Genomic DNA, 13,232 nt, shown 5'->3' with positions numbered 1-13,232 from the left:
CAGGCATGCCGCCGCCAGCGTTTTCTTCTGGCTTGTCAGCTACTACTGCTTCAGTAGTTAGGATTCATTTTATCCCACTTGGGTATAATGCCGTATGTATAATAGTTTCAATAGGAAGGACTACTTCCTACCATTTTATGTACATTGCAAGTATAAAGTAGTCTTTTTTCCTTGTAAAGCAGTCCGTGTTAATTTTCCAATTTAGGAAAGTAAATGAGTACAATAAAGTTTAAGCGTATTACTGATAGTCATACCATATATAAGCATAAAAAAAGAAACCTAAACAGCATTAAATCTGTTTAGGCTTTCTATATTCAGTTATTCCATTTATGGCTTGTGTTACTTCACTATCTGAAATGATAAACTGGTTTACTTCCAGTTCCTTTGTATTATGTTCGAGTCTTCCCTTAATGGTTTCTGCATAATTAAATCCCATCTGATTTAATTGATTCTTTAAGGTTTTTTCAGTTTCCATTACATCAGAATATCCTTTACCGATAGATGCAACCTTTTCTAGGTATGCTTCTTTCTGTCTTTGCAATGTTAATGCATCCTGTTTAATTTGCCTTGCCACTGCTTCAGCATAATCTTCTTTAAGTGCTTGGATTTTATTAATGATTGCTAGTGTGTCACCCTTCTTCCAATGCTTCACTTTGTCTATCTCTGCACCTGCATTAGATAGTGCTTCCTTCAATGGTTTAAAATCCTTTTCTGCTTGCTTCAGTTCTGCATCAGATGCCATTTTATTTCTATACCTTTTGTGTATACCTTCATAAAAATCAGCTTGCTTTTCATACTGGAATAAGGCAGTAGTGTAGCTTCTTTCCAGTTCTTCTAAGCTGTTATTATAACCCTTTGTGAGTGTATTCAGTTCATGCTTTAACTGGTTAATTCTGATAATAGCTTTATCTTGCTTTGGTGCTGGTTCTGCTGTTCGTTCAGATACATCTTTTTTGCGTACTTTATGAATATTATTTTTCAATTTCTGATAGATTCTTTTCAGCATGTTTAGTTACTTCCCTTCTTCATAGCTTCCATAAATTCAGCCTTTTCATCCTGATTCCTAAAATAACGCTTGATATTAAGCTTTTCGCCTGTATCTTCATCAGTTACGATTAAAAGCAGGATTGCATGTTTCGCTGGTTCGTTACCTGCTTCAGCCTTTGAAATCATCTTTCCTTTTCTTGTTTCCTTTCGATTAGTAGCCATGTTATAACCCCTTTCAGGTATTAAAAAGAAGCCAGCATCCGTTAAGATGCCAGCTTGTTATTTACATAAATCTTGGTTTCGGATTTCTATTCTTAAAGGCTTCATATAACTCATGTGTACCGATGTTTATATCATTGGCAGTATGAGTTAAACCAATCCCTTGAATGTAAGGACTACCATATTCAATGTAATTATAGTTTTTCAATCCTGCATCTACTTGAATATCACCTATCTGTCTATCTAACGAATAAATTTTAAATTGTTCTTTGGAAATATCAACAACTTCCTGCATGAACTTGTCTTTAGCTTCCTGCAACTGCTTTTTGGCTTTATACCAGTCGCTATTTTTCAATTTATAAAATTCATCTGATATACATTCAAACTCCTTATAAATCCGTGCCAGTTCTTGCTTTTCAACTTCTGCAATATCGCCTACTTTCTTCTGTACAACTGATAGCAATTTACGTTTGGTATCTGCTTCAGATTTTACTTCTTCATATGCTGAAAGCTGTACATCATCCAGTAAATAAAGCGTGTATACTTCATGTGCTTTATTATCCAGTTCCCTTACTTCCTGTTCCAGCTTTTCAGCATCTTCTTTAGCTTTAGCAAGGCTTGTTGCAAACTTTTGTCTTGTCTGTTCTGCCTTTTCTATTATGTTACTCATCTTTTTATATACTGCTGGTTGTTTATCTGTTGCCATGTTTACGCATCCCCTTTGTTTGTTAATCGTGATATTAGTGCATTTTTCTTCTGGTCTATTGTTCTTGTATCGTTTCCTTTATCGCCTTCTGGTGTTATCCCTAGTTCCTGCATAGCTTTACGCTTTTCAGCTTCCACAACATAAGCAAAGGTATCTAGGAATAAATCTATCTCTTTTACGGAAGCATCTTTCTTTGTCGCCATCTGCATAATTTTTTTCTTGACGATGTGATATGCTTCCTTCTCACTATCGGAAATGATGTTTCCTTGTAGGTTATTTATATATCCTTCAAACCTTGGATTATCTAACCATTTGTACCATGTTGCAGTAGAAACACTGTAATTACTGCAAAAGTCTGAAACGCCTAACCCTAATTCATGCTTATCTTTCACATAAGCTTTCGCCAGCGTTACCTGCCGTTCTTTAAGTTCTGCTGGTACTGGAACTTTATTCAAATCTTTAGCCATTCTGTTTCATCCCCTTTATACGTGAAAATAGTTTTGTTTTAGTTTCCGTGGTGTTGCATTCGTGAATTTTGCTAGTTGTTTATTGGTGGTGTCTCCGTAAAAATCTGTTTCAATTAGTTCATCAAGAATTACGTTACATCTAGTTAGGTTTGCTTTCAGGTTCTTAGAAAGTTCATGATTAAGTTCCGTAAGTTGTGTTAATGCCTTGTACTTATTTTTAGTTGCATACGCTTTATATGTTTGCTTATTGGCAGTGTGCTTTTCGCTAATATAATGATGAAAGTATCGCAATTGTTTCAGCTTCAGTGCTTCAATCACTCCACTAACAAAGACAGTTAAATTCTCTAGTTCATGTTTATGTTTTTCTACATTAATTGCTTTCTTAATTGCCTTCAGTGCTTTTAGTTCGTCTTTAAGTTCGTACATACCCTAACACTCCTATTTATTGTTATTTTTTCAGTTCTGATAGTAAGTAAATTTCATTTTGAGTTAAGCCAGCTTCAGCCAGCACTTTTATTACTTTTATTTTCCAGTGTTTGTTTAGTGGCACTGTACCAGCTTCCCATCTAGTAACGGTGGCAGGATGCACCCCTACAGCTTCAGCAAAATCTTTTCTTGTATTAAATCCTGCTATCGTTCTGCAATTTCTTAATAACTTTCTATCCATTAACAAGTAACGCCCCCTATTTCTATTACTGCTGCAATTTAATTGCATACTTAATCAAAAAAAAAGCACTGGAGATACCAGCACCTTTAATATGAACAAACAATTGAACAGTAATTTTCTATATATAGGTGCGTTAAAGTTAGCAAAAGTAAGACGTGATATAATAAATCAAATAATTTTTTGGTGGTGATTTATATGAACAATGATTTTCGACCTAATGAAGCCGAAACATTATTCCTGAACTTAGCCTACAACGGCTTCTACAATATCTTTGAAGAAATATTTAACGATAAATTTTGGGATAATGATGCATACTATAGATTTGCTAAAGTTAATAATGCCTTCTCTATTTATGCTGAGGTATTAAATTACGAACCTATTAAATGGGTGATAGAAGCAATAAAGGTTAAACGACCACCAATGGAAGCTGAACTAGGGAAAGACTTGTTTAAATTTGTAAGAAATGTTTTTTCTCACTTTCCTTACTTCACAAGTTGGGATGATGTGTGGGTTAATAAATCGGTTGTTAACTGGAACAAGAAAGGACAGTCTATAGATAAATTTTTAACAAGGTATTCGGGTAAAGATGAGGTGAAGTATCGATTTTGGGAAGAAGAAAAAAGGAAAATGACCTATTTAAGTATTAATTTTCCGAAGGAATACAATAACAATAAAATATTCTTGAAAGATATTCTCTCTGAAAAGGAAGGTGTGAAATTCTCTATGATATTGATGAAACAAATTATGAATTCTCAGATTGTAAGTATAGATGATGATAAATAATAACATAATCTCAATTCATGGGAAGGGTATCTAAAATCTAGTAAAGCAAAAATACAGTGTCTATTGTTAAAGCGTAAACCAACAGATAGCTGCTACCCCTTCCCCCGTTCCCCCCCTTACTTCTATTGAAGATTAATATTCAACTTTCTTGTGCACCAATAAATAAGCTTCTTTGATTCAATTCTCTTTAAAACAAACAATAATTTTTCTGTTTCATGTGTTAATTTGATTTGTTTTCTTTCTGCTTTGTTTCTTTTGTGCTTTGTTGTTTATTTAGACCAATTACACACTACCAAGAGTACATACCCACACTGTACCAGCCATTATATAATGTTTATGTGCTGGAATATCTGCACCTAATTAGATTTATACAGCTTTCTATGTGCCTTATACATGCTACTCATAACAGCCTTATATAAGCCATATAAGCACTGTAAGGCTTAAGTGTAAGGCTATATTTATACCTCTTACCAGCTTATTAAAGCACACATACAGCCTTTAATTGATGCCCATACCCCCTGAATGTTGTACTGAATAAGGAACACAAAACAAACCGTATCAGGAAGTCATAAGAACACGTAACTATCCCCTTGATTTAAGGTTGAATACTGCACCATTGCTTCAGATTCCCATACGGAACAAACTAATCACTATTCCCAATGTAAGAAAATAGATAAAAACTTACATTCATTTCGCTTATTCTATTGAACTCATTAATAAACACTGCTATTCTTATAATAGATACCTAAAAACATACATTCAAATTATTGATTTAACTGAGATTGAAGGGATTCTATAAATGACAACAACAAACCAGATTAAAGATGTTCAGCCAATTAGAAGCAAAGAATTAATAGAAGATATGAAGTGGTCATTAAAAAGGCATTGTTCAGAAAGAGATTATATTCTGTTTTTGCTTGGTATTAATTCAGGTTTAAGAGTTGGCGATATACTGAAGCTGAAAGTGAAAGATGTTAAAAATAAAAAACGTGTGGTTATTCAGGAAGGGAAAACAAAGAAGAAAAGAGATATTAACCTAAATAATATCTATTCTGAAATTCAGGAATACGTCAAAACAATTGATAGCGAGTGGTTATTTCCTAGTCGGAAAGGTGATAAGCCAATCAGTACCACACAAGCATATCGGCAGTTAAACAAAGCTGGCGATATGCTTGATATAACTGAAGGAATTGGAACACACACAATGCGTAAAACATTTGGTTATTGGTATTATAAACGGACTAATAACATGGAAGCACTGCAACAAATACTGAACCATTCTGATATTAAAATCACAAAAGCTTACATTGGAATCACTGAAGAAGAAATAAACGACACCTTAATAGATTTTGTCTTATAAGAACCGGTGGCAGTGCTGGTTCTTTTCTTTATGGTGATAGTGCTAACAATTGAAGATTTATATTCAGTGATGTAAAAAGTAGTAATGTGATTTCATTTTCTGATTGCAAGGCTTGTTTGATGTGGTATATAAGATTAAACATCATCATTTATACGCTATAACGTACACAATTAATCCGTCAAACTATTACCATTCAGTCATCACCATCATCACTTAAACCCTTGATATGACAGCATTTTAATACATATAAACCTGATTAATTAGTTACTTATCCACCTAACCACACTAACTCATTTCGTCACAATTAAAACAGAACCCAGCAACTAATGGTAAAATGCTTTTACTTTCTGGCATGCCCTATTTCAATCAATTTTCTACTTGTTAACAGTTTCTGTTGCAGGAATAAGCTTCCAACTGTAATATTATTTTATTGAGGTGAGGAAATGTTCTTCTTATTAACAGATAAATCATTATCGGTTGTTGATTATTTTCAAATGCTAGGGGCAATTGGAACCTTAGCTGCTGCTTTATTTGCAATGATTACTACGATTCAAAACAGGAAGGCTAACAAACAAATAGAATTTGAAAGACATATGATGGTAAAACCTTCTTATAGAATCCAATCAACATCAGAAGAAAGAACTGAAAAAAATATAAAAATAAATGCAATCAACATAGGTTATCATAGAACAATGAATCAAATCGCTGGTGAGTGGAATGGTACTCCAGGTGTTAATGTTAGTGTAAAAGAAGTAATCCGAAAAGGTAACAATGAACAAAACAATATTGATATAGAAATCATTATGAATTGTTCTGATTGTACCGAAAAGAAGATTGAAGGAACATTATCTATAATTTACACCAACATTTTAGGTAAACAATATACGGAATCTGTGCCGATAGAAGCTGAAAATATCTTCAATGAATTTGCTGAAGAAGAATTTCTCATTCTTAAGGAAGGTTTGACAAAACAATATTTCTTATGAAATCTTGTCTTACTTTCTTTCCTTACAATACGTTATTACATGTTTTAACGTGCAGAATAATTTCCCACTATGCTTTGCTTGTCTGTTTTTTACTAAAAAGACTTGTATCGAGTGGTGGGAATTTTTTTGTGCCTATTTCTGATTATCCTGCTTATCAGCTTCAATTTCTTGTTTGAGACACTGTTCAGCCAAAGAGTATATATGGTTCAGCGTGTCATTCATACTGCGATGCCTCTCGTTCATACTGTCACGCATCTCATTCATTGCAGTTTTAAATTCAACAATGTTTTGTTTTACTCTCATATAGCCTTCATACTCTTTTTTTAAATCTGAACTATATTCCACCTTCAAATAACTCCCTTCCGTTATATTTCATTAAGTCGAATTAAAAGGTTTTACCTTCTGGGAAGTACTAGTACTTGTAACCCTTGTATAAGCTATTTTGGATTATTATGGGCTAGATGGTTTGATGCTAAACATTTGTTTCTCCAGTTGCAACATGCCTTGTACAAAATCAAATAAAAACTGTACAGTTCTGCAACGTTTAACACCTGCACAGAAAGCTGAATAACAATACTTAGCTATCCAATTCGTTTCAGGCTATAAGTCAACTACTCTACTAATCAAGCTGTAATAAGGTGTATTGGATACCTATGGAGAGTAAAAGTAAAGGTTAAACATCCAGCCATACCCTAATTTTTAGAAACACGAACATAATGAACCACACATTCCTACGCCTTTATATAATGCCGTATAAGCCGTTCTACGACGCTTTAAGATGTTCTTAAGTTACAGGATGATTTGTCTAGTAAACAAGCAGAAATAGGATGTATTTAATCCTGATTACTGTAATTCTTCTGTATTTGTTTCATAATCATATCAATAAACTGTTTTTTATCGCTTTCGTTCTCTTCTTCAGTCAATGCATCTAAATTCTCAGGTAAGTAGTCCATACCTTCAGCAACTTTTGATAATACAGTATAAGGTGTTCCATCTATATCAACTTCAATTTTTAAATCCCATAATGTAGAAATTAGTTCGCTACGTTTTCCTTCTTCTTCAACCAGCATTAAAATAATATCCTCCAATGCTTTTCTTTCCCAAGCCATAGTATATCCCCCTTAATTATCTTTCTGAAATTGCGTTACAGTTAAATCTACTTATTAAATATGCAATCACATATAAGCATCAAAACTCGTTCTACCATGTGTATGAAGGTTCCGCTAACAATAATCTAGACTTCGTAATAAGCTTTTATATCATCCAGAGTTTTTATCTTCTTACTTTGAATACCAAAGGAAATTTCAGGTATTACCAAATCTTCTATTGGTCTTAAAGAATATGTATTCCTTTGAATCAAGCATGGAAAACCAGTTAGTTCCTTGTAATCTTTTTTTAGTAATTCAAATAAGGCTTTAAATGCATCCAAACTATTTTTTTCTTGTAAATGTAGGTCTATTAGCCATGCACCTTCGTATTTTTCAAAGACCGATATAGAGATTGGCTTAGTTACATCTATCTCTTCACCGAATGCTTTACGCTTTGTTGAATGTATTAATGAAACCGGAATGTGATTACTCCAATTTCTCGAAGTCGTTACATTATTAAGTTCTTCTTCTTGTTCTTGTGTAAATTCGATGTAGCTAAGGTTTAGTTCTTTACTTTTTTTCTTGATGTTCTTGCGATAGTTCTGATAAGAACATCCGAGTTCTGCTTGGTCACCAAAATAGTTTAATAATTGGTTGGAAGAATTACCTAACATTGAATTATACCTATCATGTATGTCTGGAGAAATAACTCGTTTAGGTCTTTCAGCTAAATCCCTATCTTTTATGTACGTCTCTAGTTCGTTCAAATGCTTCTCAAAAATATCCATTGTTTTGGAGATTCCGTATATCAAATGCTGTATATAATAGACGAAATCTTCCTTTGTATTAAATTTATATCCCTTTAGATTCATGTTAGCTAACCTCCATCTATCTGCTTCGCACTTAGCTTCGTAAACTCAGCTAAGAAATAATAAGATATCCGTTTCAGATGTACATTCCGATATTCTTCATTGATTTATTTTCATGTGGAAGTGATTTTCTTCCACTGGTTTAGCCATTTCAGCCCTTTATTATATATCTTCTTTTAAGGGAACACCCTACAAACCCCACCATATCAGCATTATTTTCAGAATTAAGCACTTTTGAAGTCGTTATTTTATTTTATCAGAAGTACGTCTGATTACTTAAACTTTCTTGTTACAGGCTTGAAACCAAAAAAGCTGAAAAGGATGTTTAGTGATGGAAAATGTAAAGCCAGCAATGAATAAAGAGGGAACGAATATAAATATAATTGATTCTATTATGGGAAGTGGTAAAACATCATGGGCAATACAGTTCATGAATGAAGCAGATACAGAAAAGAACTTTATCTACATAACACCATTTCTATCTGAAGTGCAGCGAGTGAAAGATGCTGTGACAAATCGTAAGTTTACCGAACCACAAAATAAAGGTAATGGTAAGATGGACAATCTGAAAAAGCTAATTATGAATGAACAAGATATTGTATCCACACATGCATTATTTCAGAATGCTGATACAGAAATTATTGATTTGCTTAAAGCTGGAAACTATTATCTTATATTAGATGAAGTTATGAATGTTATTGACGAGTTCAACTTGAATAAGGATGACTTAAACCTACTGTACGATACAGGCATGATTACAATTGATTCTGAAACAGGTATTGTTCATTGGAATGAAAACAGTATGTACCAGCACACTAAATACAATGAAGTGAAGAACCTATCTAAAAACGAAAACCTGATTTACTTTGAAAATACCATCTTATTTTGGACTTTTCCCGTATCTATATTTAATTCCTTTAACGAGGTGTACATTTTAACCTATCTTTTTCAGGCACAAGAACAAAAATACTACTATGACATGTATCAGATTCAATATGAATATAAAGCTGTACATAAAGTGGATAACTATTACGTACTTGTCGACCATGCCAGTAAAGAACCCTACGACAAGGAGTTTCTAAAAGCATTGATTACTATTTATGATGGTAAATTGAACAATATAGGCGATATCAATTATAGCTTGTCGAAGTCTTGGTTTGAAAGAGAAGATAATAATACACTAGTAACTAAAATGAAAAGGAATATTTATAGTTACTTCAGAAATAACGTTGGCACACCTACACAGAAGAATATGTGGACTTGCTATAAAGACCACAAGCCGAAGTTAAAAGGAAAAGGTTATACAAAAGGATTTGTCTCACATAATGCCCGTGCTACAAATGAACATAGAGAAAAGCAATCATTAGCTTATGTTATTAATCGGTTCATGCACCCATACAAATATAAATTCTTTAAATCTAAAGGTGTAAATGTTGACCAAGATTTATATGCACTTTCTGAACTCATTCAGTGGATATGGAGAAGTCGAATTAGGGACGGCAAATCAATTAACCTTTATATACCGTCAAAACGTATGCGAACCTTATTAAGAGATTATCTGAGTAGTGATATTTAAAAAAACACATGAGGAATGTTCAATTGAACTAGGCATAGTAGTCATTAGAACATTCCTTAGCTTTCAATTTTTCGCCGAAGTAAAGATAATTACTTATTTTAAGATGTTTAACAAGAAAGAATTCGTCCATTCATATTTTACAGTTTCCTTCTGGTGTTCAAAGTGAATCTTGTCTACTTCCAGAAACCTTTTAAATTCAACCTTAGATTCATCTTCCAGTATTCTCAACTCTATAGCTTCATGCAACTTCTTTAACCATTCTATATCTTCATTATTAAACATTACATCTTTTCTTTCATATGCTAACTGATGCACATATTGAAGTAGATTACTTAAGTCCATATCGTATTCATTAAGGTATAATGTCAGATTAATGCAGTAAATCTTAGATTGTAATGCATCTTCACGTGCTGAATACCTAAGACGTATGATAGAAAACATAAGTAATTGGTGTAAAGCTAAAATTATTGTAAGACGATTCACTATCTCAAATTCGTCTATTAGACCAAACCAATGAAACATTTGACCATGTTCTAGCCATGAAAAAAAAGATAAAACAACTACTTCAAGTATTACTATTTCTATCCAATATAATAGAGTTTGCTTTGTGTTCTTAATTACTTCTCCCCCTTTCGCCTTTAACTTCTATAATTCGACATAAGAAAAACAATTCCTTTGAAAAAAACGTCTGAAAGTACACCTTTAATTGTTTAAGGTATGAATTTAAATAACATAAGTATACAAGTAAAGGCGGAAATTATATGGATAATCATCTTAACCTACATTGCGAAACACACAGTAAAATATTAACAAACATAATTGAACAATCACTTACTGGAATAACACCCAATGAGATAGTTAAATTAAGAACTATATGTGACCAGGATAGGACTGAATATTACAATAGAGTTAAAATTAAGTATGCTAAAAGCCTTGAGTTATTATGCTTAAACTTCAGAATTACAAATGAAGTCGAAGAAGCTATCTTCTTCTTAATACATGACATAATTCACCGAATTTCAATAGATATGCTTGAGAACAATGAATTGGAAATTAAACTTTCATAAGTAAGATTACGAGAACAAGAAAAATGGAAGCAGTTCTCTTTTTAGTATTCATTTACTATCCCAGACATCATTAAACAAATCTACAAGGTACTTTCTTCTAAACTTCTTATTCAGAACTGCATAATAATAACCATACACATTGTTTACTTTACCGAACTTTATCTTTCGTACTAACACTTTAAACGCTTTTATTGCGGTTTCAGTAATATTTTCAGTTATATCGTGCTTGTAAGCAGAAATGTTAACCAACTTCCAATACTCTTCGATAATACTATTATCGTCATAAAAGTTTCTCACAAAGTCAGTGAAATTCATTGGAACCTTTTCACTGGTAAAAGATGCATCTAGTGTTGTGTTCTGACCAATCTCATTTTGCTTATAAAAACCGTCCGTTTTACGTTTATTATTAGTTTGATTATTAGCTTTAGAAAGATTACTAGTTTTAGGTTGGTTCAATTTATCTTCTTTAGATGGTTCAGGTTGTTCATAAAAACGATTAAATATGTATACATTACTTGATTTTGAACCGTTCTTTCTTGTTGTTTCTATAGTTGTAACCAAACCTAAATTTTTGGCTTTTATAGTCATCCGTTTAAATGTGCTTCTACTTATTCCTATACCCTTCGCTTTATGTGTAGCAGAAACTATCGTTCCTATCTTAGCAGTACAAATCCCAGCCACCTTTGCCGAGAAGCGTATTAAACGCTTCAAAGCTACTAATTCTGCTTTTGTGAAGCTGCCTTTAATATCTAGCATCCATTGTTCAATGTTATTGTTAAAGTCTCTTGTATCCTTAAATTGTGATAAATGTTTAAAGCTTTCTATGTTTCCGATTTGCATATGAGTTTTCCCCTTAATTGGGAACACCGAAAATTTAACTCTATTTTTGGCATACTTAATACACCTTTGATTTCTCTGATATTTTTCAGTATAATAAGGTTAATTGTACGGTACTCCGTATATTATTATGGATTGTTTTTGGGTGCGTGGTGCGAACACACACCCTTTTTCTTTTGTCCTTATCTTTTAATCGAATTACATAAATTCAATAAAGCTAATGCAAATTGTTCTCCTTCTTCCACACCAAACGTAACTTTTGTATTTACTCCATTTGTTCCTTTTTTAGCCACTTGAACAAGTATTGAGTCATCATTTCTTTCTCCATTTAAAGACTTTGTATATACATCTTTTGCATCTGACACGCTAAAGTAATGACTGCAAACACCAATGTACAAATCTTTAGTTTCAGCATCTTGAATTTTATAACTGTCCTGCAAATGAACCACTCTCCTTTATTTATCTCTTATTCACAGAGAACACCTCTGTTAATTCCTTCATATACCATCTAATGGCTTCAAGTGTTGAAGGTCATTCAGATTGGGAAGTTCATAATTCATGTGTATAACTCCTTATATGTCCAAATTATTTAAAGGATTAAACTTATCATTTTGTTCCTTCAACTCGTTCCCCCACATAGCGACGTATCGCATTGTGACAGCAATGTTTTCATGTCGCATCATCTTCTGTATGGCAAATGCAGACATACCACTCATTGCCAACCTGTGGCAAAATGTGTGTCTGAAAGTATGTGGTGAAACTCGTACATCCTTAAAATTCATCTTCTTCTGCAAGTTCTGGAATATTAACATGATTGAGTTTTGTGTCATCTGATTGTTGTCACGATTTACAAAAACATAATCACTAAGCTGGGGAAAGTATCTTTTACAGAACAGGTTATAGGCTGATAATTCTTTTGCTAACCTTTCTGTCATAAACACGATTTCCTTTTTTCTTCGTTTACCATATACAGACATTGTGAGATTATCAAAATCAATATCAGACCACTTCAGGTTAATAATTTCCGTCCTGCGAATACCAGTTCCTAGAAATGTAACGATAAGCATATATCCCCTATAAGCAAAATAACTTTTCTCTCTTCTTCTTAACCCACGATAGTAACTAAGCATCTGCTTGATTTGCATATCACTAAATACATTAATCTTTACTTCTTCTCGTTGTCTTTTAACTTTAGAAGCCACATTTTCCGTAACCATTCCTTCTTCAAGTAGGTAATTAAAAAATGCCCTGATACGTTGTAACTTGGTATTTATAGTACCTGCCGAATTTCCATTTCTTTGACTGTACATTAGATACTGTTTAACGTGTTTACTTTCAACATCTTCAACATTCATTACATCACTTTCTATACAGTAATTAATGAAACCGCCTAGAAGAACTTTGTAATTCTGAATATTAACGTCAGTCGTATTTCTAAATTTACGGTCATCTAAAAAGTCTTGATAGGCAAATTTTAAAAGCACAAAAAGGACTACCCCCCTTTTAATTAGGAAGTAGTCCTTGAATTACAAACTATTTATACATTAGACAGCTTCACGAAAAGCTATCTATAGAATGGTCTGGATGATGCTTTAAAACGTTATATTCAACGCTTTAAAA

General features: G+C 32.9%; 17 protein-coding genes. 5 read left to right on the top strand and 12 right to left on the bottom strand.

The window, feature by feature from the left end:
- Positions 1-289: 289 nt before the first annotated feature.
- The 6 genes from AE2B122_RS16635 to AE2B122_RS16610 form a co-directional block, all read right to left on the bottom strand.
- The gene (locus tag AE2B122_RS16635) at positions 290-1,006 is read right to left on the bottom strand and encodes a hypothetical protein (RefSeq protein WP_175074776.1); all 717 of its coding nucleotides are present in this window, start codon (positions 1,004-1,006) and stop codon (positions 290-292) included.
- A gap of 2 nt (positions 1,007-1,008) precedes the next feature.
- Complete coding sequence (locus AE2B122_RS16630) at positions 1,009-1,209, bottom strand: hypothetical protein (RefSeq protein ID WP_175074775.1); 201 nt, start codon at positions 1,207-1,209, stop codon at positions 1,009-1,011.
- 61 nt (positions 1,210-1,270) lie between these two features.
- Complete coding sequence (locus AE2B122_RS16625; RefSeq protein ID WP_175074774.1) at positions 1,271-1,912, bottom strand: hypothetical protein; 642 nt, start codon at positions 1,910-1,912, stop codon at positions 1,271-1,273.
- A 2-nt stretch (positions 1,913-1,914) separates the two neighbouring features.
- Complete coding sequence (locus tag AE2B122_RS16620; RefSeq protein WP_175074773.1) at positions 1,915-2,379, bottom strand: phBC6A51 family helix-turn-helix protein; 465 nt, start codon at positions 2,377-2,379, stop codon at positions 1,915-1,917.
- 15 nt (positions 2,380-2,394) lie between these two features.
- The gene (locus tag AE2B122_RS16615; RefSeq protein WP_175074772.1) at positions 2,395-2,805 is read right to left on the bottom strand and encodes a hypothetical protein; all 411 of its coding nucleotides are present in this window, start codon (positions 2,803-2,805) and stop codon (positions 2,395-2,397) included.
- Between the two features lie 22 nt (positions 2,806-2,827).
- Entirely contained in the window at positions 2,828-3,046 is a 219-nt protein-coding gene (locus AE2B122_RS16610) for a helix-turn-helix domain-containing protein (protein WP_175074771.1), read from the bottom strand.
- A gap of 195 nt (positions 3,047-3,241) precedes the next feature.
- On the opposite strand from AE2B122_RS16610, the gene AE2B122_RS16605 reads away from it, so the two are divergent.
- From AE2B122_RS16605 to AE2B122_RS16595, 3 genes are all read left to right on the top strand, one after another.
- Complete coding sequence (locus AE2B122_RS16605) at positions 3,242-3,829, top strand: hypothetical protein (protein WP_175074770.1); 588 nt, start codon at positions 3,242-3,244, stop codon at positions 3,827-3,829.
- A 799-nt stretch (positions 3,830-4,628) separates the two neighbouring features.
- Positions 4,629-5,189: a site-specific integrase gene (locus AE2B122_RS16600; RefSeq protein WP_175074769.1), complete on the top strand. Its 561-nt coding sequence runs from the start codon at positions 4,629-4,631 to the stop codon at positions 5,187-5,189.
- A 443-nt stretch (positions 5,190-5,632) separates the two neighbouring features.
- The gene (locus AE2B122_RS16595; RefSeq protein WP_175074768.1) at positions 5,633-6,175 is read left to right on the top strand and encodes a hypothetical protein; all 543 of its coding nucleotides are present in this window, start codon (positions 5,633-5,635) and stop codon (positions 6,173-6,175) included.
- Between the two features lie 132 nt (positions 6,176-6,307).
- Here the strand turns inward: AE2B122_RS16595 and AE2B122_RS16590 are convergent, their stop codons facing one another.
- The 3 genes from AE2B122_RS16590 to AE2B122_RS16580 form a co-directional block, all read right to left on the bottom strand.
- On the bottom strand, positions 6,308-6,520 hold the full coding sequence (locus AE2B122_RS16590; RefSeq protein WP_175074767.1) for a hypothetical protein: 213 nt from the start codon (positions 6,518-6,520) through the stop codon (positions 6,308-6,310).
- 488 nt (positions 6,521-7,008) lie between these two features.
- Entirely contained in the window at positions 7,009-7,284 is a 276-nt protein-coding gene (locus tag AE2B122_RS16585) for a hypothetical protein (protein WP_095272761.1), read from the bottom strand.
- Positions 7,285-7,409: 125 nt separating this feature from the next.
- The gene (locus tag AE2B122_RS16580) at positions 7,410-8,135 is read right to left on the bottom strand and encodes a hypothetical protein (protein ID WP_175074766.1); all 726 of its coding nucleotides are present in this window, start codon (positions 8,133-8,135) and stop codon (positions 7,410-7,412) included.
- A gap of 328 nt (positions 8,136-8,463) precedes the next feature.
- On the opposite strand from AE2B122_RS16580, the gene AE2B122_RS16575 reads away from it, so the two are divergent.
- A complete protein-coding gene (locus tag AE2B122_RS16575) occupies positions 8,464-9,708 on the top strand; it encodes a DEAD/DEAH box helicase family protein (RefSeq protein WP_175074765.1) in 1,245 nt (414 codons plus the stop codon).
- A 761-nt stretch (positions 9,709-10,469) separates the two neighbouring features.
- On the top strand, positions 10,470-10,775 hold the full coding sequence (locus tag AE2B122_RS16570) for a hypothetical protein (RefSeq protein ID WP_175074764.1): 306 nt from the start codon (positions 10,470-10,472) through the stop codon (positions 10,773-10,775).
- A gap of 48 nt (positions 10,776-10,823) precedes the next feature.
- On the opposite strand, the gene AE2B122_RS16565 is transcribed toward AE2B122_RS16570, so the two are convergent.
- From AE2B122_RS16565 to AE2B122_RS16555, 3 genes are all read right to left on the bottom strand, one after another.
- Positions 10,824-11,615 (bottom strand): hypothetical protein, encoded by a 792-nt coding sequence (locus tag AE2B122_RS16565; RefSeq protein WP_175074763.1) that lies wholly within the window; start codon positions 11,613-11,615, stop codon positions 10,824-10,826.
- A gap of 179 nt (positions 11,616-11,794) precedes the next feature.
- Complete coding sequence (locus AE2B122_RS16560; protein ID WP_175074762.1) at positions 11,795-12,052, bottom strand: hypothetical protein; 258 nt, start codon at positions 12,050-12,052, stop codon at positions 11,795-11,797.
- Between the two features lie 132 nt (positions 12,053-12,184).
- Positions 12,185-13,096 carry a tyrosine-type recombinase/integrase gene (locus tag AE2B122_RS16555; protein WP_175074761.1) on the bottom strand — a complete coding sequence of 304 codons (912 nt, stop codon included), beginning with the start codon at positions 13,094-13,096 and terminating at the stop codon, positions 12,185-12,187.
- Positions 13,097-13,232: the final 136 nt, after the last annotated feature.

The organism is Terribacillus sp. AE2B 122, from assembly GCF_902497585.1.
GTDB classification, from domain to species: domain Bacteria; phylum Bacillota; class Bacilli; order Bacillales; family Amphibacillaceae; genus Terribacillus; species Terribacillus saccharophilus_A.
The sequence above is the reverse complement of the archived record's forward strand: the minus strand, read 5'-3'. Positions and strand labels throughout refer to the sequence as shown.

What these genes read in the sequence shown, in the direction of transcription:
- AE2B122_RS16635 (WP_175074776.1), bottom strand. Translation starts at nt 1,006, where the DNA reads ATGCTGAAAAGAATCTATCAGAAATTGAAAAATAATATTCATAAAGTA.
- AE2B122_RS16630 (WP_175074775.1), bottom strand. Translation starts at nt 1,209, where the DNA reads ATGGCTACTAATCGAAAGGAAACAAGAAAAGGAAAGATGATTTCAAAG.
- AE2B122_RS16625 (WP_175074774.1), bottom strand. Translation starts at nt 1,912, where the DNA reads ATGGCAACAGATAAACAACCAGCAGTATATAAAAAGATGAGTAACATA.
- AE2B122_RS16620 (WP_175074773.1), bottom strand. Translation starts at nt 2,379, where the DNA reads ATGGCTAAAGATTTGAATAAAGTTCCAGTACCAGCAGAACTTAAAGAA.
- AE2B122_RS16615 (WP_175074772.1), bottom strand. Translation starts at nt 2,805, where the DNA reads ATGTACGAACTTAAAGACGAACTAAAAGCACTGAAGGCAATTAAGAAA.
- AE2B122_RS16610 (WP_175074771.1), bottom strand. Translation starts at nt 3,046, where the DNA reads ATGGATAGAAAGTTATTAAGAAATTGCAGAACGATAGCAGGATTTAAT.
- AE2B122_RS16605 (WP_175074770.1), top strand. Translation starts at nt 3,242, where the DNA reads ATGAACAATGATTTTCGACCTAATGAAGCCGAAACATTATTCCTGAAC.
- AE2B122_RS16600 (WP_175074769.1), top strand. Translation starts at nt 4,629, where the DNA reads ATGACAACAACAAACCAGATTAAAGATGTTCAGCCAATTAGAAGCAAA.
- AE2B122_RS16595 (WP_175074768.1), top strand. Translation starts at nt 5,633, where the DNA reads ATGTTCTTCTTATTAACAGATAAATCATTATCGGTTGTTGATTATTTT.
- AE2B122_RS16585 (WP_095272761.1), bottom strand. Translation starts at nt 7,284, where the DNA reads ATGGCTTGGGAAAGAAAAGCATTGGAGGATATTATTTTAATGCTGGTT.
- AE2B122_RS16580 (WP_175074766.1), bottom strand. Translation starts at nt 8,135, where the DNA reads ATGAATCTAAAGGGATATAAATTTAATACAAAGGAAGATTTCGTCTAT.
- AE2B122_RS16575 (WP_175074765.1), top strand. Translation starts at nt 8,464, where the DNA reads ATGGAAAATGTAAAGCCAGCAATGAATAAAGAGGGAACGAATATAAAT.
- AE2B122_RS16570 (WP_175074764.1), top strand. Translation starts at nt 10,470, where the DNA reads ATGGATAATCATCTTAACCTACATTGCGAAACACACAGTAAAATATTA.
- AE2B122_RS16565 (WP_175074763.1), bottom strand. Translation starts at nt 11,615, where the DNA reads ATGCAAATCGGAAACATAGAAAGCTTTAAACATTTATCACAATTTAAG.